This is a genomic window from Ancylobacter sp. FA202 (assembly GCF_000380205.1).
Lineage (GTDB): Bacteria > Pseudomonadota > Alphaproteobacteria > Rhizobiales > Xanthobacteraceae > Ancylobacter.
Genome location: NZ_KB904818.1, coordinates 2,490,157 through 2,511,681, shown reverse-complemented (window position 1 = coordinate 2,511,681; position 21,525 = coordinate 2,490,157). Strand labels below are relative to the sequence as shown.

The following is a 21,525-nucleotide window of genomic DNA, read 5'->3' as shown; positions in this document are numbered from 1 at the left end:
TCGCACGCGCTGACGGAGATTGACCATGGCCCACCCCTTCTCTCTGGCGACGCTCGCCGCCGGGCTCGCCCTCGCCACCGCCGCGCAGGCGCAGAGCCCCGCCCCCGAGCCCCCGCCGCTCTCGACCGAAGCCGCCCAGCCGCTGGTCGACCTCTACACGGAGGAAGACGCGCAGGCGGCGCTCGACGCCCGGCTGATCGCCCTCAAGACCGTTCTGCGCCTCACCCCGGAACAGGAGAAGCTCTGGCCGCCGGTGGAAGCGGCACTCCGGCAGGCGGCGAAGAACGCGGCCGGCCGCGCGGCGGACCGCGCCGAGGCGGAACCGGCGCAGGACTTCCTCGACGTGCTGGAGCGCCTCGCCGGAGCGGAAGCCGCCCGTGCCGCCGACCTCAAATCGATCGTCACCGCCGCGCGGCCGCTGGTCGCCGCGCTCAGCGTCGGGCAGAAGCGCCGGACCCCCGCCTTTCTCGGCATGACCGACCATGCGGGCCGCCCGCAGCCGACGCTGGAATTGTGGATCTTCGAGGCCGAGCAGGAATAGCACCCGCCGCCCGCGAGGCCCGACGGCAATTCACGTCCGCCGGGCTGGCCCAATATTGACCACACGCCCCCAATCGATAGAATTGCCGCCATCGGGTGCCGCCCCCGCAAGGGCGGCACGTTTCGTTTTGGGGCAGGCGCACACCCTTCGGGGGCGCCGCAAGCTTGAGAGAGGGAGGGGCGCGGTGATCACCCCCATCCTGCCGACCTATAACCGTGTCGACCTCGTCTTCGAGCGGGGCGAAGGCGCCTGGCTGTTCACCAAGGACGGCGAGCGCTATCTCGACTTCACCGCCGGCATCGCGGTGAACGTGCTCGGCCATGCTCATCCCCATCTCGTGGCGGCGCTGACCGAGCAGGCCGGCAAGCTCTGGCACCTGTCCAATCTGTTCCGCATCGAAGGCGGCGAGCGCCTGGCCGCGCGCCTTGTCGCGGCGACCTTCGCCGACACGATGTTCTTCACCAATTCCGGGGCGGAGGCGCTGGAATGCGCCATCAAGATGGCGCGCAAGTACCACTCCGCAAACGGCCGGCCCGAGCGCGCCCGCATCATCACCTTCGAGGGTGCCTTCCACGGCCGCACGCTCGCCACCATCGCCGCCGGCGGCAACCCGAAATATCTGGAGGGCTTCGGCCCGGCCATGCCCGGCTTCGACCAGGTGCCGTTCGGCGATCTCGACGCGGTGAAGGCGGCCATCACCCCCGAGACCGGCGCCATCCTCATCGAGCCGGTGCAGGGCGAGGGCGGCGTGCGCGCCGTTTCCTGGAGCTTCCTGCGCGAATTGCGCGCGCTGTGCGACGAACACGGAATGCTGCTCCTCCTCGACGAGGTGCAGTGCGGCGTCGGGCGCACCGGCAAGTTCTTCGCCCATGAATGGGCCGGCATCACGCCCGATATCATGGCGGTGGCCAAGGGCATTGGCGGCGGCTTCCCGGTCGGCGCCTGCCTCGCCACGCAGGAGGCGGCCAAGGGCATGACGGCGGGCACGCATGGCTCGACCTATGGCGGCAACCCGCTGGCCATGAGCGTCGCCAATGCCGTGCTCGACGTGGTTCTGGAAGACGGCTTCTTCGAGCGCGTGCTCGCCACCTCCACAAGGCTGCGCCAGCGCCTGGCCGAGCTGAAGGACCGCCATCCCTTGGTGATCGCGGAAGTGCGCGGCGAGGGGCTGCTGCTCGGCCTGCGCACCGTGGTGCCGAACACCGACCTCATCGCCGCGATGCGCGCCGAGGGCATGCTCGCCCCCTCGGCAGCCGACAATGTCGTGCGCCTGCTGCCGCCGCTGACCATCGGCGACGCCGAGATCGACGCCGCCTTCCAGAAGCTCGACGCCGCCTGCGCGCGGATCGAGCAGGGCCTGACGGCCGATACCGCAAAGGGAGCGGCCGCATGAACGCGATGAACCCGGGCGCCGTGAAGCATTTCCTCGACCTCGACCAGTTGCCGGCCGGGGACCTGCGCGCGGTGATGGAACTGTCGAAGGATCTCAAGAGCCGCAAGCGCGAAGTGGCGCTGGAGAAGCCCTTCGCCGGCAAAGTTCTGGCGATGGTGTTCGACCAGCCCTCCACCCGCACCCGCATTTCCTTCGACCTCGCCATGCGCCAGCTCGGCGGCGAGACCCTCATGCTGACCGGCGCGGAAATGCAGCTCGGGCGCGGCGAGACCATCGCCGACACCGCCCGCGTGCTCTCGCGCTATGTCGACGCGATCATGATCCGCATTCTCGACCATGCCGCGCTGGCGGAACTCGCCGAGCACGCCACCGTGCCCGTCATCAACGGGCTGACGCGCGACTCCCATCCCTGCCAGGTGATGGCTGACGTGCTGACCTTCGAGGAGCATCGCGGCCCGATCACGGGTCGCACCGTCGCCTGGACCGGCGACGCCAATAATGTGCTGGTGTCCTGGGTGCAGGCCGCGCAGCGCTTTGACTTCGCGCTGAACGTCGCCACCCCGCCGGAGCTTTCTCCGCGCCCAGCGCTGGTGAACTGGGTGCGCGAGACCGGCGCCAGGGTGAGCTTCGGCCACGCCGCCGAGGCGGCGGTGGAGGGCGCGGATTGCGTCGTCACCGACACCTGGGTGTCGATGGGCGATGCCGAGGCCGAGCGCCGGCACAATCTGCTCAAGCCCTATCAGGTCAATGGCGCGCTGATGCGGCGTGCGGCGCCGGACGCGCTGTTCATGCACTGCCTGCCGGCCCATCGCGGCGAGGAAGTCACCGACGAGGTGATGGACGGCCCGCAATCGGTGGTGTTCGACGAGGCGGAGAACCGGCTGCACGCGCAGAAGGGCATTCTCGCCTGGTGCCTGGAAGGCACCGCCGTCTGAGCCGGCACACGGTGCCCGCCCCGCCCGCCGGCCGGCGCGGGGCGCGCCGCGCGTCCTGCGGCGCGGCCCCTCGCAGAGTTCCCCTCGCGCTCCTATATGGGCGGGCGACATGACAACACATTCCGCTTCCCCCTCCCCCGCCCCCCGTGGGCCCGATCCGCGCGCGGTCGATGACCGCGTCACCCCGTTCCACATCGACGGGCTCGATGTGCGCGGGCGCGTCGTGCGTCTGGGCAGCAGCCTCGACGCCGTGCTCGCCCATCATGACTATCCCGCCGCCGTCAAGCGCCTGCTCGGCGAGGCGGTGGCGCTTACCGTGCTGCTCGGCTCGACGCTGAAGATCCAGGGCCGCTTCATCCTGCAGACCCGCACCGACGGGCCGGTCGACCTGCTGGTGGTGGATTTCACCGCCCCGCAGGATGTGCGCGCCTATGCCCGCTTCGATCTGGAGCGGCTGCAGGCGATGCAGGCGGGCCTGCCCGCCGGCGCCGGCTTCGACAGCGGCGCGCTGCTCGGCCATGGCCATCTCGCCATGACCATCGACCAGGGGCTGAGCGTCAACCGCTACCAGGGTGTCGTCGCGCTGGAAGGCGGCGGGCTGGAAGCGGCCGCGCACCAGTATTTCACCCAGTCGGAGCAGATCCCCACCCGCGTGCGCCTCGCCGTGGCGGAGGAGATGCGCCCGGGCGGGGCGCCGTCCTCCTGGCGCGCCGGCGGGCTGATGGTGCAGTTCCTGCCCACCGAGGGTGGGCGGGTGCGCCCGGTCGACCTGCATCCCGGCGATGCCCCGGAAGGCACCGATCTTCCCGAGACGGAGGAGGACGATGCCTGGGTCGAGGCGCTGTCGCTGGTCGGCACGGTGGAGGATGTCGAGCTGGTCGATGCCGATCTTTCCAGCGAGCGGCTGCTGTTCCGGCTGTTTCACGAGCGCGGCGTGCGGGTGTTCGAGACCGAGAACGTGGTCGCCAAATGCTCCTGCTCGCGCGACCGGGTGATGAACGTGCTCGCCAGCTTCACGCCGGAAGAGCGCACCAGCCTGGTCGAAAACGACAAGATCGCCGTCACCTGCGAGTTCTGCGGCCGCACCTACGACTTCAAGGCCGAGGAGATCGTCGACGTCGCTGACGATGCCTCCCCCGACAGCGACGCCGCCGCGCAGGGCTGAAGCGCCCGGCCCCTCCCGCACAACGTCATCCCCGGGCCCGGCCCGGGGATCCACGGCTTGACCGTCAGATGCGGCCCTGCGTGCCGGCGAGTGCCGTCCCCTACCCCACGCACTCCGCGATGAGCCCGGCGAGGAACCGCTCGCAGGCGCGCAGCTGGCTGACCTCGATATATTCGTCCGGCTTGTGCGCCTGGTCGATCGAGCCCGGCCCGCAGATGATGGTGGGGATGCCCTGCGCCTGGAAATGCCCGCCCTCGGTGCCATAGGCGACCGTATAGGTGCGGTTCTGGCCGGCGAGGCGCAGCGCCAGCAGCTCCGCCTCCGAGCCGGTCTGCGGCGCCAGCGGCGGCACCTTGTAGATGAAATCGGTGGTGATCGCCGCGTCCGGCGCGGTCTCCAGCAGGCCGGGCAGAACCTTTTCGCGGCCGAAGCGCTCGAAGCGCTCCAGCAGCGCCTCCTCGTCGAAGCCCGGCAGGCCGCGCACATTCCAGCGGATGGCGCATTGGCGCGGCACGATGTTGCCGGCGGTGCCGCCATTCACCACTGTCACCTGCACGGTGGAGCTTGGCGGGTCGAAGCGGCCGGAGGGGTCGCCGGCCTCGATCAGCTCGGCGCGGATGCGGTCGAGTTCGCCGATCAGCGCGGCGGCGGCGAAGATGGCGTTGGCGCCCAGCTGCGGCATGGAGGAATGCGCCTCCCGGCCGGTCACGGTGGTGACATAGGCGAGGCCGGATTTGTGCGCGTCCACCACCCGCATCGAGGTCGGCTCGCCGACGATGCACGCGCGCGGAAGCGGCAGGTCGACCCCCAGCCGGCGCACCGCCGGCACCACGCCGGTGCAGCCGATCTCCTCGTCATAGGACACCAGAAGATGGATCGGCGTCGCCAGCCGCGCCGCCACCATCTGCGGCACCATGGCGAGGCAGCAGGCCAGGAATCCCTTCATATCGCAGGCGCCACGCCCATACACCCGGTCGCCGTCGGGCGTCAGGGTGAAGGGGTCGGTGCTCCAGGGCTGCCCGTCCACCGGCACCACGTCGGAATGGCCGGAAAGGCACACGCCGCCCATGCCGGCCGGGCCGATGGTGGCGAACAGGCTGGCCTTGTCGCCGGCCTCGCTCGGCACGATCACGCTCTCGACGCCAAAGGCGGCGAGGTAGTCGCGCACGAAGGCGATGAGGTCGAGATTGGAATTGCGGCTCGTCGTGTCGAAAGCGACCAGATAGGCCAGAAGTTCCTCGGTCGTCGTACGTACGGCCAGCATGGAGAATCCCCGTCGCGATTAAGCGCTCATCATAAAGGGTTATGCTGCGCCGCCAAACTAGCGCCGCCAGAAACTCGGCAGGAAGAGCACGAGAACGGTGAACAGTTCCAGCCGCCCCACCAGCATGCCGAGCGACAGCAGCCAGATCACGCTGTCCGGCAGGCCGGCGAAGTTCTGCGCCGGGCCCACCACCGGGCCGAGGCCGGGGCCGACATTCGCCAGGGCGGTGATCGAGGCGGAGAACGAGGTGATGAGGTCGAAGCCCAGCACGTTGATGGCGATGCCGATCAGCAGGAAGGTGGCGAGATAGAGAAAGGCGAAGGACAGCACCGAGGCGACCACATCGTCACCGATCGGCTTGCCGCCATAGAGCACGGGAAACACCCCGTTGGGATAGATGACGCGCCTGAGATGCTGCTTCAGCGCCGAGCCGAGAATGGCGATACGAAAGCTCTTCATGCCGCCGGCGGTGGAGCCGGTGCAGGCCCCCAGAAACAGCACGACGAAATACAGCGCCTCGGTCGGCGGCCCCCAATTGGTGAAATCGTCCGCCACGAAGCCGGTGGTGGACATGATCGACACCACGTTGAACAGCGCGTTGCGCAGCGCCGTCTCGCCCTCGTTTATGCCTCCCCACACCTGCTGCACGGTGGAAATGATGGTGAACAGGGCCACCAGCGACAGGAACAGCCGCACCTCCGGATTGGCGAACAGCCGGCTGAAATCGCCGGCCAGCACGCGCACATACAGTACGAAGGGCAGCGAGCCCGACAGCATGAAGAAGATGGCGGCATATTCGATCGCCGGGCTGTTGAAATAGCCGATCGAAGCGTCGTGGGTGGAAAAGCCGCCGGTGGAAATGGTCGCCATCGCATGGGCGACGGCGTCGAACACGCTCATGCCGCAAAAGGCATAGGTGAGCGCGCAGGCGAAGGTGAGGAAGAGATAGGAGGCGAGGATGCCCTTGGCCATCTGCGCCGCGCGCGGCAGCATCTTTTCCGACTTGTCGGAGGATTCGGCGCGGAACAGCTGCATGCCGCCGATCTGCATCATCGGCAGCAGCGCGATCGCCATGACGATGATGCCGATGCCGCCATACCAGTGCAGGAAGGCGCGCCAGATCAGCAGGCCGGGCGGGCGCTTGTCGAGGCCGCCAATCACCGTCGCGCCGGTCGTGGTCAGCCCGCTCATCGCCTCGAAATAGGCGTCGGCCAGCGACAGGTCGGTTTCCGCCCACATGAACGGGATCGCGGCGAAGGCGGAGAGCAGCACCCAGCTCAACGTGGTGAGCACAAAAGCCTGGCGCAGCGACAGCCGCTCCACCTCGCCCGAGCGGCCGGCCAGCCACAGCGACAGGCCGACGAACACGGTGATGACAGAGGAGGCGGTATAGGCAAGGAAATCGCCGCGGCCGGCGACGAGGTCGACCAGCGCCGGAATCATCATCATCGTGCCGAGGATGGCGAGCAGGACGCCGAGAATTGCGGCGATCGGGCGAAAGTCGATCACGGGATCAGGAGACCGTTCGGCGCGGCGGGAAGCTCACGGCGTGGAAGCTGCCGCCACCATAGCTGCTTCGCCGCAGGGCCGGAAGCGCCATGCGTGCGCCGCCACCCGCTTAGTTGAGCGTGCGGGCCTCGCCCGGCACATCGAGCGAGAAGGCCGGCACCTCGGCCTCGAAGCTCTCGCCGGCCGTCGTCACCAGGCTGTAGCTGCCTTCCATGATGCCGGTGGAGGTCGGCAGCGGCACGCCGCTGGTGTACTCGAAATGCCCGCCGGGCGGCAGCACCGGCTGTTCGCCCACCACCCCGGCCCCGCGCACTTCCTGCACCCGGCCGAGCGCATCGGTGATGATCCAGTGGCGGGATTTGAGCTGCACCGTATCGACGCCGAGATTGAGAATCTCGACCGTGTAGGCCCAGAAATACTGGCCACGCTCGGGATCGGAGCGCTCGGGTGCGAAGCGCGGCGTCACCGTCACCTGCACGCCTTTCGTCGTCGCCCGATACATGCCCGCTCCCCTGCGCCTCCCGAATCGCTCAAGTCCCACTACTGAAAGGCTTTTGCCCGGAGAGGGCAAGGCGGCGGCGCTTCACGCCTGCGTTTGTGCACCGCCGCCCGATACCCCAGCTCACACCGCCTTCAGCGCGCGGGTGATGTCGTCGGTGAGGTCGTCGACATGCTCCAGCCCGACCGAGAGCCGCACCATGCCGTCGAAAATGCCCATCTCGGCCCGTGCCTCGGGGCTGAAGCGCTGGTGCGTCGTGGTGGCGGGGTGGGTGACAAGGCTCTTGGCATCGCCGAGATTGTTGGAGATCCGCGCCAGTTTCAGCCCGTTGAGGAAGCGGAAGGCGCCCGCCTTGCCGCCCTCGACCTCGAAGGTCACCAGCGTGCCGCCGCCCCGCATCTGGCGGATCGCCAGCTCATACTGCTTGTGGTCGGCGCGGTAGGGATAGATCACCCGCGTGATGCCGGGCAGCTCGGCCATCCGGTCCGCCAGCAGCGCCGCGCTGGCCTGCGAGCGCTCGACCCGCAGCGGCAGGGTTTCCAGCCCCTTCAGCATCACCCAGGCGTTGAACGGCGAGATCGACGGGCCGGTCTGGCGCAGGAAGGTCTGGAGATGGTCGTTGAGGAATTTTTCCGAGCACAGCACCACGCCGGCGAGGCACCGCCCCTGGCCGTCAATATGCTTGGTGGCGGAATAGACCACCACATCGGCGCCCAGCGCCAGCGGGCTCTGCAGCATCGGCGTGGCGAACACATTGTCGACGATCAGGCAGGCGCCCGCCGCCTTGGAGATTTCCGCTACGGCGGCGATGTCGACCAGTTCCAGCGTCGGGTTGGTCGGGCTCTCCAGGAACAACACCCGGGTTTCCGGCCGCACCGCCGCCTTCCAGGCCGCAAGGTCAGTGCCGTCGACCAGCGTGGTGGCGATGCCGAAGCGCGGCAGCAATTCCTCGATCACATAGCGGCAGGAGCCGAACAGCGCCCGCGCCGCCACCACATGGTCGCCGCTTCTCAGCTGGCACAGCAGCGAGGCGGTGACGGCCGCCATGCCCGACGCGGTGCCGCGCGCCACTTCCGCGCCTTCCAGCAGCGCGAGGCGGGTCTCGAACATCGCCGCCGTCGGGTTGGAATAGCGGGTGTAGATAAAGCCAGGGTCCTCGCCCTTGAAGCGGGCTTCGGCCTGCTCGGCGCTCTCATAGACATAGCCCTGGGTGAGGTAGAGCGCCTCCGCCGTCTCGCCGAAGGGCGAACGCAGGATGCCCCCCTGCACGAGGCGGGTCTCGGGCCGCAGCTGGGCGATGTCGGCGGGGGAAAGCTTGGCGGGCGGAAGATTGGGTGTCTCGGTCATCTGCGGCTCCGGTATCTCATATTAAACCGGGTCGCTCGCGCGTCGTGTCGCGCGGCCCCGGCCTGTTTAGCAACCTTGTTTAGCGTGGCGGCAAGCCGGCCGGCTCAAATGACCACGTCGTGCTTTTCGCTTACTCCCAGGCCAGAGGTGCCGTCAAGCGGAGTTCACGACAGCAGGCTTGGCGCGAACGGGCCTGTCCGGTAAAGCCAACGGCACGAGTGAACAGCCATCATCAGCGGAGCGGCGCGCGTGGCCGAGAACGGCATGACAGTTTCGGGCACGGCGACATCCGGGCTGGCCGGCGCGGGCATCCTGCCCGGCCACGCCATCGAGGCGCTGGCCGCGCGCGGCGCCATCCGCACGTCCCGCCCCTTCGATGCCGACCAGGTGCAGCCCGCCAGCCTTGATCTGCGGCTCGGCCCGGTCGCCTGGCGCATCCGCGCCAGCTTCCTGCCCGGCCCGAACGAGACGGTGGCCGAGCGCCTCACCCGGCTCGGCCTGCACCAGCTCGACCTCACCGGCGGCGAGGTGCTGGAAACGGGCTGCGTCTATCTGGTCGAGCTGGAGGAGGCTCTGGCGCTGCCCGCCGACATCGCCGCTTCCGCCAACCCGAAAAGCTCCACCGGCCGGCTCGACGTGTTCACCCGCGTCATCGCCGATCGTTCGCGCGCCTTTGACATCGTGCCCGCCGGCTACGCCGGCAAGCTCTATCTGGAAATCAGCCCGCGGACCTTCCCGATCCTGGTGCGGCAGGGCTCGCGCCTGTCGCAGATCCGCTTCCGGCGCGGCGACGCGCGGCTCGACGAAGAGGGGATCGCCGCGCTCAACGCCGCCGAGCGGCTGGTCGACAGCCCGCTCGCCGATGTCGCCGGCGGCGGCATCGCGGTCAGTGTCGATCTCTCCGGCGAGGGCTTTGGCGGCCTGCTCGGCTTCCGCGCCAAGCGCCATACCGGGGTGATCGACGTCGACCGCCGCGCCGCCTGCGAGGTCGAGGATTTCTGGGAGCCGCTGGTCACGCGCGGCCGGCGCGAACTGGTGCTGGACCCCGATGCCTTCTACATCCTCGCCTCCAAGGAAGCCGTGCATGTGCCCCCCAGCCATGCGGCGGAGATGGTGCCGTTCGACCCGCTGGTCGGCGAGTTCCGCGTGCATTATGCCGGCTTCTTCGACCCCGGCTTCGGCCATGACGCCGCCGGCGGGCGAGGCGCCCGCGCCGTGCTGGAAGTGCGCTCGCGCGAGGTTCCGTTCATTCTGGAAGACGGGCAGATCGTCGGCCGGCTGGTCTATGAGAACATGCTGGAGCGCCCGCGCACCCTCTATGGCGAGGGCCTCGGCTCGAATTACCAGGCGCAGGGGCTGAAGCTCTCCAAGCATTTCAAGGCCTGGACGCGGGACTGAGGCGCCGGGCCTGTCACAACGGCACAGCAGTAGGAACGTCATGGCCGGGCTTGGCCCGGCCATCCACGACTTGCCTCGTTCAACAAGCCGAAGTCATGGATCCCCGGGCCAAGCCCGGGGATGACGGTGTGAGAGCGGCGGGACGCCTCCCCTCAACCTCACCCCGCCGGCGGGTCGCGCCCTTCCACGAAGGCCCGCAGCAGATGGTGCGCGATCGCCATGCGCGGCGGGGCCACCAGCCCGTCCGGGTGGGTGCGGGTGAGCAGCAGCCGCGCCTCGTCGCGCGAGAACCAGCGCGCGCCCTCCAGCTCGTTCGGGTCGATGACGATCTCGCGTGACGCCGCCACGGCATGGAAGCCGGTCATGACCGACATCGGGAACGGCCAGGGCTGCGAGCAGAGATAGCGCACCGCGCCGGTGGCGATGCCCGCCTCCTCCAGCGTTTCGCGCCGCACCGCGTCCTCGAAGGTCTCGCCCGGCTCGACGAAGCCGGCGAGGCAGGACCACATGCCGGGCGCGAAGCGGGCGGAGCGGCCGAGCAGGCAGTCGTCGCCATCCACCGTGAGCATGATGACGACCGGATCGGTGCGCGGAAAATGCTGCGCGCCACAGGCCGGGCAGTCGCGCCGCCAGCCGGCCTCCGCCATGCCGAGCCGCCCGCCGCAATTGGAGCAGAAGCTGCGGCGCGCGTGCCAGGCCAGCATCGCCTTGGCGGTGGCGAGCTGGCCGGTCTCCTCCACGCTGGCGAGTTCGCGCACGGCGATGGCGCGCAGATCGATCACCAGCAGGTCGGGCCGCGCCTCCGGCCGCTCGGTCAGCGCGCCGAGCGCGGCGGCGGGCAGCGGCAGCACGAGATGCGGCACGTCGCCATCCAGCCCCAGCAGGCACGCCTCGCCCAGCCGCCCGCCCAGCGCCACCGCCTCAGCGAGCGGAAACAGCGCGGTGCAGGAACCCGGCCCTTCCTCCATGCCGGCGATGAAACCCGGCAGGCGGCGCAGGACGACGCTCTCGCCGGAAATCAGGCAGGCGCGGGCGCGGGGGTCGGCGAGGAAGCTCTCCATCTCGCCGCGCCGCAGGCCGGCCCGGTCGAGCCGCGCGCCGGTATAGCCAAGATGCGGCCACAGGCCGAGCGAGGTGTCGTCGGTGGAGGCCAGGTCTGTCGTGACGATCTCGCTCATGCCGCCAGCGCCTCGCGCAGCTGGCCCACCAGCCGCATCGCCTGCGGCGCGGCATAGCTCTGGCGCTCGCCCCCCGCGCCCCACACCGCGCCGGGCCAGGCGGCATCCCGCTCGAAGCGGGCGATGACATGGATGTGCAGCTGGCGCACCATATTGCCGAGCGCGGCAATGTTCAGCTTGTCGCATTCCGTCAAGGACTTGAGCGCCCGGCTCACCGCGTCGATCTCGCCCCAAAGCGTGGCGCGGGCGGCGTCGTCAAGGTCGATCAACTCGGCCAGCCTGGGGCGACGCGGCACCAGGATCACCCAGGGAAAACGCGCATCGTCCATCAGCCGCACGGTGGCGAGGGTGAGGTCGAGCACCGGGAAGCTGTCGCCCGCAAGGCGCGGATCGAGGACGAAGGTCGAGGCATCGCTCATGCTGGCGCACGCTCCCATGCCCGGCCGGACTGCGGGCGCGGGAAAGCTATAGCGCCGCACGGGACGCCTTTCCATCGCGGCCCGGCTGCAAACGGGGCAGATCGGCTTCCCGCAGCGGGCATTTGTCGGCCGCGACGCATTGTCCTAGAGAGAAGGCCGCGCCCCCGTAGAGCGCGCCCCGAAGAAGCAGCGTGCCATGACCCTCTCCGTGCCGGTCGATTCCCTTCGCCGCACCGCCCTGCCGGTGCTGGTGGCGCTCAGCGCCGCGCATTTCCTCAACGACATGATCCAGTCGCTGATCCCGGCGATCTACCCGCTGATCAAGGACGCCTATGCGCTGGACTTCGCCCAGATCGGCGTCATCACCCTCACCTTCCAGATTTCCGCCTCGCTGCTGCAGCCGCTGATCGGCCTGTATACTGACCGCCACCCCATGCCCTATTCGACGATTGTGGGCATGGCGTTCACCCTTGTCGGCCTCATCGGCCTCGCCCATGCCGGCACCTACCCGCTATTGCTGGTCGCGGCGGCCTTTGTCGGCATCGGCTCGTCGATCTTCCACCCCGAGGCGACCCGCATGGCGCGCAAGGCGTCGGGCGGGCGGCACGGCTTCGCGCAGGGGCTGTTCCAGGTCGGCGGACAGACCGGCGGCGCTATCGGCCCGCTGCTCGCGGCCTTCATCATCGTGCCGAACGGCCAGTCCAGCCTCGCCTGGTTCTGCGCCGCCGCGCTCATCGCCATGCCGCTGCTGTTCTGGACCGCGCGCCACCGCGCGCTGGCCGTGCCGGTGCGTCCGGCCGGACACCGAGCCGAGCCGGAGGTGGCGCACAAGCCGTTCCGCGAGGTCGCCTTTCCGCTGGCGATCCTGATCGTGCTGCTGTGCTCGAAGACTGCCTATACCGCGAGCTTCACCTCCTTCTACACCTTCTATCTGATCGAGCGTTTCGGCGTGTCGGTGCAGGCCTCGCAGCTGATGCTGTTCCTGTTCCTCGTCTCCTCGGCGGCGGGGGTGCTGTTCGGCGGCATGCTGGGCGACCGTATCGGGCGCAACAAGATCATCTGGTTCTCCATTCTCGGCGCCCTGCCCTTCACCCTGGCGCTGCCCTATGCCGGGCTCGCCGGCACGGCTGTCCTCACCGTCCTCATCAACCTCATCATGTCGAGCGCCTTCGCCGCCATACTGGTCTACGCCATCGACCTGATGCCGCACCGCATCGGCCTCGTCGGCGGCTTCTTCTACGGGCTGGTGTTCGGCCTTGGCGGGCTGGCGGCGGCGGCGCTGGGGATCTTCGCCGACCGCTACGGCATCGATGCGGTCTATCAGATCTGCGCCTTCCTGCCGGCCTTCGGCCTGCTCGCCTTCCTGCTGCCGAGCCTGCGCGGCGCGCGGGTCTCGTAAGGCACCCGGACCCCGCCTAAGGGATTTTCCGCTTGAACCGGCGGGCATGGCGCGGCCTGATGGCGGCATCGCCGTCCGTTCAGGAGCTGCGCAATGCCCTCCCGCCTCGCCCGCCTGTTCTGCCTCTCCCTCGCCGGCCTTGTCGCCGCCGGACCGGCGCTTGCCTGCACGCGGCTGGTCTATCTCGGGCCGGAGTCCAACATCGTCACCGCCCGCTCGATGGACTGGAAGACCGACATCCTCACCAATCTCTGGATCTTTCCGCGCGGCGCCACCCGCAACGGCGAGGCCGGGCCGAACTCGGTGTCCTGGACCTCGAAATATGGCAGCGTCATCGCCTCCGGCTTCGACATCTCCACCGCCGACGGCGTGAACGAGGCCGGGCTGGCGGCCAATGTGCTGTGGCTCACCGAGGCGGCCTATCCCGCCTATGACGGCAAGGCCCCCGCCCTCTCCATCGCCCTGTGGGCGCAGTACATGCTCGACAATTTCGCCACCGTCGCCGAGGCGGTGGCGGCGCTGGAAAAGCAGCCCTTCGTGGTGCGCACCGCCAATCTGCCGGATGGCGAGACGCTGGCGACGCTGCATCTCTCGCTCTCCGATCCCACCGGCGACAGCGCCATCGTGGAGTATCTCGACGGGCGGCAGGTGATCCATCACGGCCGGCAGTATCAGGTGATGACCAACTCGCCGAGTTTCGACCAGCAACTGGCGCTGGCAAGCTACTGGCAGGAGATTGGCGGCGCCATGCTGCCGGGCACCAACCGCGCCGCCGACCGCTTCGTGCGCGCCTCCTATTATGTCGGGGCGGTGGCGCAGCAGCCCGAGCCGGACAAGGCGGTGGCCGCCGCCATCAGCATCATCCGCAACGTTTCCGTGCCCTATGGGCTGACCTCCGTGGATGCGCCCTATGTCTCCTCCACCCGCTGGCGCTCGGCGGTGGACCACAAGCGGCGCATTTACTTCTTCGAATCCGCGCTGACGCCCAACACCTTCTGGGTCGACCTGAAGCAGATCGACTTTTCCCCCGCGACCGGCAAGGTGAAGAAGCTGGAGCTCGGCCCCAGCCAGGACATCACCTATGACGGCGATGCCGCCAAGGACTTCAAGGAGGCAGCGCCGCTGCGCTTCATGGGGGTAGAGTAGCGGGTGAGTCGGCCCCGCGCCGGCGCCCCGCCACCCAGCATAAGCACGGCCCCCATGAGCGAACTGCGCAGCCTCTACCCGCCGATCGAACCTTTCGCGACCGGCATGCTCGATGTCGGCAACGGCCATTCCATCTATTGGGAGCGCGCGGGGACCCCGGGCGGCAAGCCCGCCGTGTTCCTGCATGGCGGCCCGGGCGGCGGCATTTCGCCCGCCCATCGCTCGCTGTTCGACCCCGCCCGCTATGAGGTGATCCTGTTCGACCAGCGCGGCTGTGGGCGCTCCACCCCCTATGCCGAGCTGGAACACAACACGACCTGGGATCTCGTCGCCGACATCGAGCGGCTGCGCGAGACCTTCGGCTTCGAGAAGTGGCAGGTCTTCGGCGGCTCCTGGGGCTCGACGCTGGCGCTGGCTTATGCCGAAACCCATCCCGAGCGCGTCAGCGAGCTCATCCTGCGCGGCGTCTACACCCTCACCCAGGCCGAGCTCGACTGGTATTACCGCTTCGGCGTCTCCGAGATGTTCCCCGACAAATGGGAGCGGTTCCTCAGCGTGCTGAAGACCGAGGAAGAGCGCGCCGACCCGGTGACGGCCTATCGCGCCTTGCTCACCGGCACGGACGAGACGGCCAAGCTGGAAGCCGCCAAGGCGTGGTCGACCTGGGAAGGCGAGACCATCACGCTGCTGCCGGATGCCGGCTATTCCGCCGCCTTCAGCGATGGGCATTTCGCCCTCGCCTTCGCCCGCATCGAGAACCACTATTTCGTGCACAAGGCGTGGCTGCGCGAGCGCCAGCTGCTCGACGACGCCCACAGGCTGAAGGGCATTCCCGGCGTGATCGTGCATGGGCGCTACGACATGCCCTGCCCGGCGCGCTATGCGTGGGAACTCTCCAAAATCTGGACCGATGCCGAGCTGCATCTGATCGAGGGCGCCGGCCACGCCTATTCCGAGCCCGGCATTCTCGACCGGCTCATCCGCGCCACGGACACATTCGCGGGCTAGAGCACGCGCCGATCCGCCTGCATCGCAAGCGGATCGGATGATGCGTTCTCTCTCTTCGAGTGAGAGGGCGAGGCTATCCGCGCCAGAGAGGTTCCGATGATCACATTGTCCCGCCGCGCTCTGCTCGCCTCCACCCTGCTGCCGCTCAGTGCCGCGCTGGCGCCGGCCCGCGCGCAAAGCGCGCCGGATTTCGGCAAGGTCGCGCCGCCCATCTTCAGCGCGCTGGCCAAGACGAACGACATTCCCGGCCTTGTCGTCGGCATCACCCGCAATGGCGTGCACGAAATCCTCGCCATCGGCCAGACCGCCCGCAAGGACGGGCAGCCGGTGGACGGCAGCACGCTGTTCGAGCTGGGATCGGTGAGCAAGACCTTCCTCGTGACGCTGGCCGCGCTGGCGGCGGAGCGCGGGCAGCTCGATCTCAACGCGCCGCTGGAAAAGGTGGCGCAGCGGCTCACCGGCACGGCCTTCGGCGCTCTCACACCGCTCGATCTCGCCACCCATGCCACGGGTGGCATGCCGCTGCAGCTTCCCGACAGCATCCGCAACGAGAAGGAACTGGTCGAATGGCTCGCCGCCTGGAAGCCGGCCGCGCCGCCGGCGACGCGCCGGGCCTATTCCAATATCAGCATCGGCGTGCTCGGCCTCGTCACCGCCACCGCGCTCGGCACCAGCTTCACCCGCGCGGCGCAGCGTGACCTGTTCCCCCTGCTCGGGCTGAACAGCACCTATATCGACGTGCCCGAGGACGCCATGGCGCGCTATGCCATGGGCACCACCAAGGACAACAAGCCCGCCCGCCTCACCCCGTCGCTGCTGGGCCCGGAAGCCTATGGCGTGAAATCCACCGCGCTCGACATGCTCACTTTCCTCGACGCCAATATGGCCGTCGGCACGGTGGCGCCTGATATGGCGCGGGCCCTGGCCCTCACCCATACCGGCTATTTCGAGACCAAGAGCTATGTGCAGGAAATGGTCTGGGAGCGTTATCCCTGGCCGGTCGGGCGCGAGCGCGTGCTCGCCGGCAATGCGCAGGACATGGCGATGAAGCCGCAACCCATCACCCGGCTCGACCCGCCCTCCCCGCCCGCGCCGGCGAGCTTCATCAACAAGACCGGCTCGACCAATGGCTTCGGCAGCTATGTGGTGATGCTGCCGGCGGAAAAGCTCGGAATCGTCGTGCTCGCCAACCGGAACTATCCGAACGAGGACCGGGTGAAGGCGGTCTACGCGCTGGTGGAAGGGCTGCTCGGCGGGGCGGGCTGACACCCTAGAGTGCGATCCGATCAGATTGAACCAATCTGATCGGTAAATCGCCCTCTAACTCTAAGATAGAGAACGCGTTATCCGATCAGCTTGCGATGCAAGCTGATCGGCGCGTGCTCTAGCCCTGCACCTGGCTCAGGCCGCCTTCGGTGGAGCGCCGCTCAGCCTTATGAAGGGCACGCCCGCCAGCAGCACGCCGACGCCGACCAGCGCGCCATAGCCGGTATAGGCGATGCTGGCATACAGCAGATAGGCGCAGGTGAGGCAGAATAGCGCCGGGGTCCACGGGTAGAGCGGCGCGCGGAAGCGCTCGGTCCGGCGGCTCTCGCGCTGGCGGAGAATGAAGAACGACACCCCGACCAGCAGCAGGAAGAACCAGAACACCGGCGCGGTATATTCCACCATGGCCTGGAAGCCGACGCGGGTGCTGGCGCCGAACACGACCAGCGCCAGCGCGATGGCGCTCTGGGCGATGATGGCGTTCACCGGCATGTTGCTGCGCTCTTCCCACAGGCCGATGCGACCCAGAAGCGGCAGTTCACGACCGAGCGAATAATAAAGCCGCGCGCCGGTGAAGATGGTGGCGTTCATCGTGCTCAGCGCCGCGAAGCACACCAGCAGCGCCACCGCCAGCGAGGCGCCGGGCCCGAAGAGCTGGTGCAGCGTGTCGGCCGCCACCACGTCGCTGGCGCGCAGGCCGTCAAGCCCCAGCACGTTCAGATAAGCCAGATTGATGAGTAAATACAACGCAGTAATGATCGCCACGCTCGTCACCAGCACGCGCGGCATGTTCCGGCGCACATTCTTCATCTCGCCCGAGAGATAGGCCACCTCGTTCCAGCCGCCATAGGTCAGCAGGATCAGCACCATCGCCAGCCCGAACGCGCCGCTGGCCGAGCCGGCCTCCGGCGGCGGGGCGAGTGTCGGGGCGCGGCCCAGTGCCAGGCCGAAGCCGGCGACAAGGACGATGGCGAGGATGATGAGGACGGTGAAGACGATCTGCAGCGTGCGGCTCTGCTTCGAGCCGGTCAGGTTGATGGCGGTGAAAACGACGATCGCCCCGGCGGCATAGAGCGCCGGCCCCCAGGGCCCGAGCGGCAGGATTCCCTGCGCGTAATCGCCGAACACGAAGGCCACCGCCGCGATGGCGCCGGTCTGGATCACGGTGAGCCGGGCCCAGGCGAACAGCAGCGCCACCGGCCGCCCGAGCGCCCGGCGCAGATAATGATACTCGCCCCCGGCATGGGGATAGGCCGAGCCGAGTTCGGCATAGACGAACGCGCCGATCAGCGTGACGGCGCCGCCGATCAGCCAGAAGGCGACAAAGGCCCATTCGCTCGACACGTTGAGGGCGACGATCTGCGGGGTGCGGAAAATGCCGATGCCCACCACGATGCCGACCAGCATGGCGATGCCATCCAGCGCCGACAGGCTCGACTTCGGGGTGCCCTGCGGCCCGCCCTGCGCCGCCAAGGCGGGGTCGGCAGTCACGGCGGAATCGCGCGCAATCGCGAGGGGCTTCACGGAGCACACTCCAGTTTTTCAGGTGGGGATAGCGGCGCCGGGCCGTCGGAAGGCGCGCGCCAGGCCGAGGCACGCCGAAACGAGGCGCGCCGGGACAAGGCGCGCCAGAACAGCCGGGCGGCGCGGGAGCCGCCGCCCGGGAGCGTTCGAGGGCCGGCCTTAGCCGCGGATGGCGGTCCAGTTGCGTACCGGGCCGTCCGAGGCGGTGCCCGAGAGGCTGTTGCCGACCACCGCGCCGACATAGTCGATGCCGCCGGCGGTGAAGCGCAGTTCCTTGCCGACGACGCGGCCATTCTCGATCGGCGTGCCGCCGAGGTCGCCATTGACCTTCTGATAGGTCTGGGTCAGCCGCAGGGGCTGCTCGCCGAGGCGCCAGTCGCCCGCCACCTTGGCCGGCACGATCCACATCAGTGCCGTGCACCACTGGCTGCATTCGTCGCCGAGCCGGTCGATCCGGTCGGCCTCCCAGTCGCCCATGGCGAAACTGTTGGAGACCACGCGGGTGCCGGGCTCAAGTTCGAGAATCTGCGGGCGCAGCCGCTCGTTCAGTTCGGGCAGCAGGAACAGGGTGAGCACCTGCGCCTTGGAGAAGTCGGTCTCGAAGATGTCGGCCTGCTCGAAGGTCGCGCGGTCGGCGACGCCGGCCGCCTCGGCCCGGCGCTTGGCCAGCGTCACCATCTCGGGATTATATTCGATGCCATGGGCGCGCAGGCCGCGCTTCGCCGCCGCGATCACGGTGCGCCCGTCGCCGGAGCCGAGATCGATCAGGTAGTCCTGGGGGGTGACGGCCGCCATGTCGAGCATGCGCTCGACCAGGCTGTCGGGCGTCGGTACCCACACCACGTCCTTGCCGGGCTGGCCGGATTTGGGATCATAGCCCTCCGCCGCCGGGGCGATGATATCGGGCGGGGCTGCGGCCGGCGGCGGGGCGATGGCGGGGGGCGTCGGGCTGACCGAGGGTGCCGTCTGCGCCAGCGCGGGTGCGGCCAGCGCGAGGGCCCCGGCGGCGAACACCGTGGCAAAGCCGCCGGCCCGCACCGACGAACGCCGCGCCCGCCGTCGCACGCCCTGGGATGGAGCGTCTCTCTCGACAAGAGAGACCGGTTTTGAATGATAACAATCAGATGAATGCGCGTCGAATGCCCGTAGCAACTTACCTCTCCTTCGGTTGATACTTGCTCGATCGACCTGTGTTATGACTTTCCTCTTGGTAACAGTCGCGCCTCATCCGGGCCACTCAATTAACGTTGACGCTTTTTAGCTCACAACGGTTTGAGCAAGGGGTTTCCGCAGCGCGGCGCCGCCCTAACCGCGCTGCCAGGCGCGCCGGTCGAAACCGCGCCGCTGGACGCGCGGTCGGAAAGGCCGAATGCGACGACCAGCGCCCGGCCAGAGTGCGTGGAGGATTGCGACATTGACCGCCGGCATGCGCCTTAGCGCAAAGCGCGGGGGATCAAAGGCAAGGGGCACCAGCCAGAGAACCCGCCTGGCGCGCCGCGCCGTCCGCCTCGGCCAGACGCTTCGCATAGGGCTGGCAGTTTGCGGCCGCCTCGCGGCGCAGGAGGGATGATCGCCCGTCCAGAAAGCGATCGATCAGGTCCAGCCGGTCTGGCACGAGTTCCGGCGTCCACCAGATGGGATGCGTCAGTAATTGCATCGCAGCCCTGGCGCGGAAAGCCTCTCTATCGAGCGGATGACCAAACCTGAAAGCTCCCTGGCTATCACTGCAATACGCAACATCTGAAAAGAACTTTGGCTGATACGTATGCTGACGACCCGCTAGACAATTCGACATCGCCAAAAGCGAATTGGCCGGCCGATGAAAACTTATCGAGGTGACGGGCCGCGAGACGATGCTTTCAAGAATGACGCACTCCCAATGCGCGGCAGCCTGCAGAACATCGGCTCGATCTTCGTAACGGGCAGCATCGAAATGAAGCCCTATCTCGTGCCCGAGATCGCGGATCTTCTCCACTATTTCGAGATCTGAATGGGAACAAATATTGTAGAACTCCGTCCTCAAAAGAACGAAATAATGAGCTGATACCCCTTCCGCCTCGATGAGCGCTATGTCGAGAGCCTTGCTAAGTGAAAAATCAATATCGTGACGAATGATGACATGAGTCTGAGTCGGATCAAATTCGCCATAACTAACTGCTCTATATCCGGCATTCAGGAATTCTTGAATCAGAAGCGAATAATCAGTCCATGTGAAACCGCGTGGCAGAACGGAATTAGGACTGGCCACTGAAGGCTCCTACAGTCTCTTGATGAGGCGGGCCGGCACTCCTGCGACAACGGTATTCGGCTCCACCGACTTTGTCACGGCCGCACCAAGACCGACGACCGCGCCCGCACCAATCTCAAGTTTCTGCAAGATCGCCGCATTGGGCGCGACCCACGCACGATCTCCAATCGTTACGCTTCCGCTGATCTCGCTACAGGCGATGATCTGACAGTTTCGGCCAATGCGAACATTATGGGCGACATGGACCAGATTGTCGATCATCGTGTAGTCGCCAATAGTCGTCGGCTCAATGGTTCCCGATGCAACAGCCGTGAAGTTTCCGATCTGGACAAAATCGCCGACAACGACGCCTCCGAGATGGGGCATCCTGAAAAGATTGCCATTCGTATCCGTCTCAACACCGAAACCGTCCTCACCGAGAACGGCATGAGAAAATATAACGCAATTTCTTCCTATTGTAACGTTTCTCGAAAAGACAACATGCCGGTGAATGACACTACCGGGCCCAACAACGCAATCCGGCCCAATAATGCTATACTCACCTATCGTTGCGGTTTCATCAATTCTAGCGGATGGATGTATGATCGACGTCGGATGAATACCCGAAAAAGAAGAGGCGACAAAAAATTCGGCCGCAACCTGCGCAAAGGCCAGCCGAGGATTGTCTACCAGAATTAGCAAACCTTCCGAATCCGGCACCACCGAAGAGCCCGCCGGCGCGAGAAGCACGGAGCCGCGGGGAACGAGCCCACTGGCGGCCTCGCTCGGCGCTGTCTTTGTAAAAGCAATCCCGCCTTCAACCAGCGCATTTGACGTACAAACACGCCGTACCGAGAATTCTCCCGCCTCTCCAATCAGCGTAGCGCCAAATTTCCGCATACAAAATTCAGCGATTTTTTTCGACGACGCGACTTTTGTCATGTCCTGACCTCATCGGTTCTCCATCAGGCCCGCGTGCATCGCAGCAAAAACTGATGAGTCATCACCAAACCTGGCGTCAAATCGCGCCTATACGCCACCTTCATACCATCGCCTTTGCGCGAGATAAACGATGCGGGCGGAGAGAACGGCTTCGCGCTCGCGCGCGTAATCATTGAGATCTGTGGTCCGCCCGCCCGCGCTGTCCCACCCCTTGCATCCCCCGCGCATCTGGACGATATAAGCGGCGGGAGGTTGGCGGTGGACGAGCCACTCGCCAACCGGGTCAGGTCCGGAAGGAAGCAGCCCCAACGAGCCCGGATCGGGTCTCTGTCCAGCCTCCCACCCTTCTCCCCCCCCCCCCCGGC

The 21,525-nt window shown here is 67.4% G+C and carries 19 protein-coding genes, 1 other RNA gene and 1 riboswitch; of the genes, 10 read left to right on the top strand and 10 right to left on the bottom strand.

Translation table 11 applies throughout. From position 1 onward, the window contains the following. The first annotated feature begins 25 nt into the window (after positions 1-25). From A3M1_RS0111260 to A3M1_RS0111245, 4 genes are all read left to right on the top strand, one after another. Complete coding sequence (locus A3M1_RS0111260; protein WP_018389075.1) at positions 26-541, top strand: hypothetical protein; 516 nt, start codon at positions 26-28, stop codon at positions 539-541. Between the two features lie 184 nt (positions 542-725). After that, positions 726-1,934: an aspartate aminotransferase family protein gene (locus A3M1_RS0111255; protein ID WP_018389074.1), complete on the top strand. Its 1,209-nt coding sequence runs from the start codon at positions 726-728 to the stop codon at positions 1,932-1,934. Then, positions 1,931-2,869 (top strand): ornithine carbamoyltransferase, encoded by a 939-nt coding sequence (gene argF, locus A3M1_RS0111250; RefSeq protein ID WP_018389073.1) that lies wholly within the window; start codon positions 1,931-1,933, stop codon positions 2,867-2,869. The genes A3M1_RS0111255 and argF overlap by 4 nt, the downstream gene beginning before the upstream one ends. A gap of 109 nt (positions 2,870-2,978) precedes the next feature. Then, on the top strand, positions 2,979-4,034 hold the full coding sequence (locus A3M1_RS0111245; RefSeq protein WP_018389072.1) for an Hsp33 family molecular chaperone: 1,056 nt from the start codon (positions 2,979-2,981) through the stop codon (positions 4,032-4,034). A 100-nt stretch (positions 4,035-4,134) separates the two neighbouring features. On the opposite strand, the gene argE is transcribed toward A3M1_RS0111245, so the two are convergent. The 4 genes from argE to A3M1_RS0111225 form a co-directional block, all read right to left on the bottom strand. Next, positions 4,135-5,298 (bottom strand): acetylornithine deacetylase, encoded by a 1,164-nt coding sequence (argE, locus tag A3M1_RS0111240; protein ID WP_018389071.1) that lies wholly within the window; start codon positions 5,296-5,298, stop codon positions 4,135-4,137. A 57-nt stretch (positions 5,299-5,355) separates the two neighbouring features. After that, positions 5,356-6,807 (bottom strand): TrkH family potassium uptake protein, encoded by a 1,452-nt coding sequence (locus A3M1_RS0111235; protein ID WP_018389070.1) that lies wholly within the window; start codon positions 6,805-6,807, stop codon positions 5,356-5,358. 109 nt (positions 6,808-6,916) lie between these two features. Then, positions 6,917-7,309 carry a Co2+/Mg2+ efflux protein ApaG gene (gene apaG / locus A3M1_RS0111230; RefSeq protein WP_018389069.1) on the bottom strand — a complete coding sequence of 131 codons (393 nt, stop codon included), beginning with the start codon at positions 7,307-7,309 and terminating at the stop codon, positions 6,917-6,919. 120 nt (positions 7,310-7,429) lie between these two features. Next, positions 7,430-8,653 (bottom strand): O-succinylhomoserine sulfhydrylase, encoded by a 1,224-nt coding sequence (locus A3M1_RS0111225; RefSeq protein WP_018389068.1) that lies wholly within the window; start codon positions 8,651-8,653, stop codon positions 7,430-7,432. 45 nt (positions 8,654-8,698) lie between these two features. Then, positions 8,699-8,779: riboswitch (SAM riboswitch) on the bottom strand. A 138-nt stretch (positions 8,780-8,917) separates the two neighbouring features. Here A3M1_RS0111225 and A3M1_RS0111220 point away from each other — a divergent pair. Next, the gene (locus A3M1_RS0111220; protein WP_018389067.1) at positions 8,918-10,051 is read left to right on the top strand and encodes a 2'-deoxycytidine 5'-triphosphate deaminase; all 1,134 of its coding nucleotides are present in this window, start codon (positions 8,918-8,920) and stop codon (positions 10,049-10,051) included. 158 nt (positions 10,052-10,209) lie between these two features. On the opposite strand, the gene nudC is transcribed toward A3M1_RS0111220, so the two are convergent. Beyond that, the gene (gene nudC, locus A3M1_RS0111215) at positions 10,210-11,229 is read right to left on the bottom strand and encodes an NAD(+) diphosphatase (protein WP_018389066.1); all 1,020 of its coding nucleotides are present in this window, start codon (positions 11,227-11,229) and stop codon (positions 10,210-10,212) included. After that, the gene (locus A3M1_RS0111210) at positions 11,226-11,648 is read right to left on the bottom strand and encodes an HIT domain-containing protein (protein WP_018389065.1); all 423 of its coding nucleotides are present in this window, start codon (positions 11,646-11,648) and stop codon (positions 11,226-11,228) included. The genes nudC and A3M1_RS0111210 overlap by 4 nt, the downstream gene beginning before the upstream one ends. Positions 11,649-11,844: 196 nt before the next feature. Here A3M1_RS0111210 and A3M1_RS0111205 point away from each other — a divergent pair, with 196 nt between their 5' ends. From A3M1_RS0111205 to ampC, 4 genes are all read left to right on the top strand, one after another. Further along, positions 11,845-13,047, top strand: coding sequence for an MFS transporter (locus tag A3M1_RS0111205; protein WP_018389064.1), 1,203 nt, complete (start codon positions 11,845-11,847; stop codon positions 13,045-13,047). 93 nt (positions 13,048-13,140) lie between these two features. Then, positions 13,141-14,193 carry a linear amide C-N hydrolase gene (locus tag A3M1_RS0111200; protein ID WP_018389063.1) on the top strand — a complete coding sequence of 351 codons (1,053 nt, stop codon included), beginning with the start codon at positions 13,141-13,143 and terminating at the stop codon, positions 14,191-14,193. Positions 14,194-14,247: 54 nt separating this feature from the next. Next, complete coding sequence (gene pip / locus A3M1_RS0111195) at positions 14,248-15,201, top strand: prolyl aminopeptidase (protein ID WP_018389062.1); 954 nt, start codon at positions 14,248-14,250, stop codon at positions 15,199-15,201. 96 nt (positions 15,202-15,297) lie between these two features. After that, positions 15,298-16,467 carry a class C beta-lactamase gene (ampC, locus tag A3M1_RS0111190; protein WP_018389061.1) on the top strand — a complete coding sequence of 390 codons (1,170 nt, stop codon included), beginning with the start codon at positions 15,298-15,300 and terminating at the stop codon, positions 16,465-16,467. Positions 16,468-16,602: 135 nt separating this feature from the next. Here the strand turns inward: ampC and A3M1_RS0111185 are convergent, their stop codons facing one another. The 4 genes from A3M1_RS0111185 to A3M1_RS25865 all read right to left on the bottom strand — a co-directional run bounded on the left by A3M1_RS0111185 (position 16,603) and on the right by A3M1_RS25865 (position 21,160). After that, positions 16,603-17,991 carry an APC family permease gene (locus tag A3M1_RS0111185; protein ID WP_018964117.1) on the bottom strand — a complete coding sequence of 463 codons (1,389 nt, stop codon included), beginning with the start codon at positions 17,989-17,991 and terminating at the stop codon, positions 16,603-16,605. A 159-nt stretch (positions 17,992-18,150) separates the two neighbouring features. Continuing rightward, positions 18,151-19,029: a cyclopropane-fatty-acyl-phospholipid synthase family protein gene (locus A3M1_RS0111180; protein ID WP_018389059.1), complete on the bottom strand. Its 879-nt coding sequence runs from the start codon at positions 19,027-19,029 to the stop codon at positions 18,151-18,153. A gap of 415 nt (positions 19,030-19,444) precedes the next feature. Then, positions 19,445-20,239: a hypothetical protein gene (locus A3M1_RS26695; protein WP_198291129.1), complete on the bottom strand. Its 795-nt coding sequence runs from the start codon at positions 20,237-20,239 to the stop codon at positions 19,445-19,447. 9 nt (positions 20,240-20,248) lie between these two features. Beyond that, complete coding sequence (locus A3M1_RS25865) at positions 20,249-21,160, bottom strand: hypothetical protein (RefSeq protein WP_081620351.1); 912 nt, start codon at positions 21,158-21,160, stop codon at positions 20,249-20,251. Positions 21,161-21,406: 246 nt separating this feature from the next. Here A3M1_RS25865 and ffs point away from each other — a divergent pair. After that, positions 21,407-21,504, top strand: an RNA gene (gene ffs, locus A3M1_RS25860) — signal recognition particle sRNA small type. The last annotated feature ends 21 nt before the right edge of the window (positions 21,505-21,525 follow it).

Coding starts and splice junctions, on each gene's coding strand:
- A3M1_RS0111225 (WP_018389068.1), bottom strand. CDS start 8,653: ATGACCGAGACACCCAATCTTCCGCCCGCCAAGCTTTCCCCCGCCGAC.
- A3M1_RS0111220 (WP_018389067.1), top strand. CDS start 8,918: ATGACAGTTTCGGGCACGGCGACATCCGGGCTGGCCGGCGCGGGCATC.
- argF (WP_018389073.1), top strand. CDS start 1,931: ATGAACGCGATGAACCCGGGCGCCGTGAAGCATTTCCTCGACCTCGAC.
- apaG (WP_018389069.1), bottom strand. CDS start 7,309: ATGTATCGGGCGACGACGAAAGGCGTGCAGGTGACGGTGACGCCGCGC.
- ampC (WP_018389061.1), top strand. CDS start 15,298: ATGATCACATTGTCCCGCCGCGCTCTGCTCGCCTCCACCCTGCTGCCG.
- A3M1_RS0111210 (WP_018389065.1), bottom strand. CDS start 11,648: ATGAGCGATGCCTCGACCTTCGTCCTCGATCCGCGCCTTGCGGGCGAC.
- nudC (WP_018389066.1), bottom strand. CDS start 11,229: ATGAGCGAGATCGTCACGACAGACCTGGCCTCCACCGACGACACCTCG.
- pip (WP_018389062.1), top strand. CDS start 14,248: ATGAGCGAACTGCGCAGCCTCTACCCGCCGATCGAACCTTTCGCGACC.
- argE (WP_018389071.1), bottom strand. CDS start 5,298: ATGCTGGCCGTACGTACGACGACCGAGGAACTTCTGGCCTATCTGGTC.
- A3M1_RS0111245 (WP_018389072.1), top strand. CDS start 2,979: ATGACAACACATTCCGCTTCCCCCTCCCCCGCCCCCCGTGGGCCCGAT.
- A3M1_RS0111200 (WP_018389063.1), top strand. CDS start 13,141: ATGCCCTCCCGCCTCGCCCGCCTGTTCTGCCTCTCCCTCGCCGGCCTT.
- A3M1_RS0111205 (WP_018389064.1), top strand. CDS start 11,845: ATGACCCTCTCCGTGCCGGTCGATTCCCTTCGCCGCACCGCCCTGCCG.
- A3M1_RS0111260 (WP_018389075.1), top strand. CDS start 26: ATGGCCCACCCCTTCTCTCTGGCGACGCTCGCCGCCGGGCTCGCCCTC.
- A3M1_RS25865 (WP_081620351.1), bottom strand. CDS start 21,160: ATGACAAAAGTCGCGTCGTCGAAAAAAATCGCTGAATTTTGTATGCGG.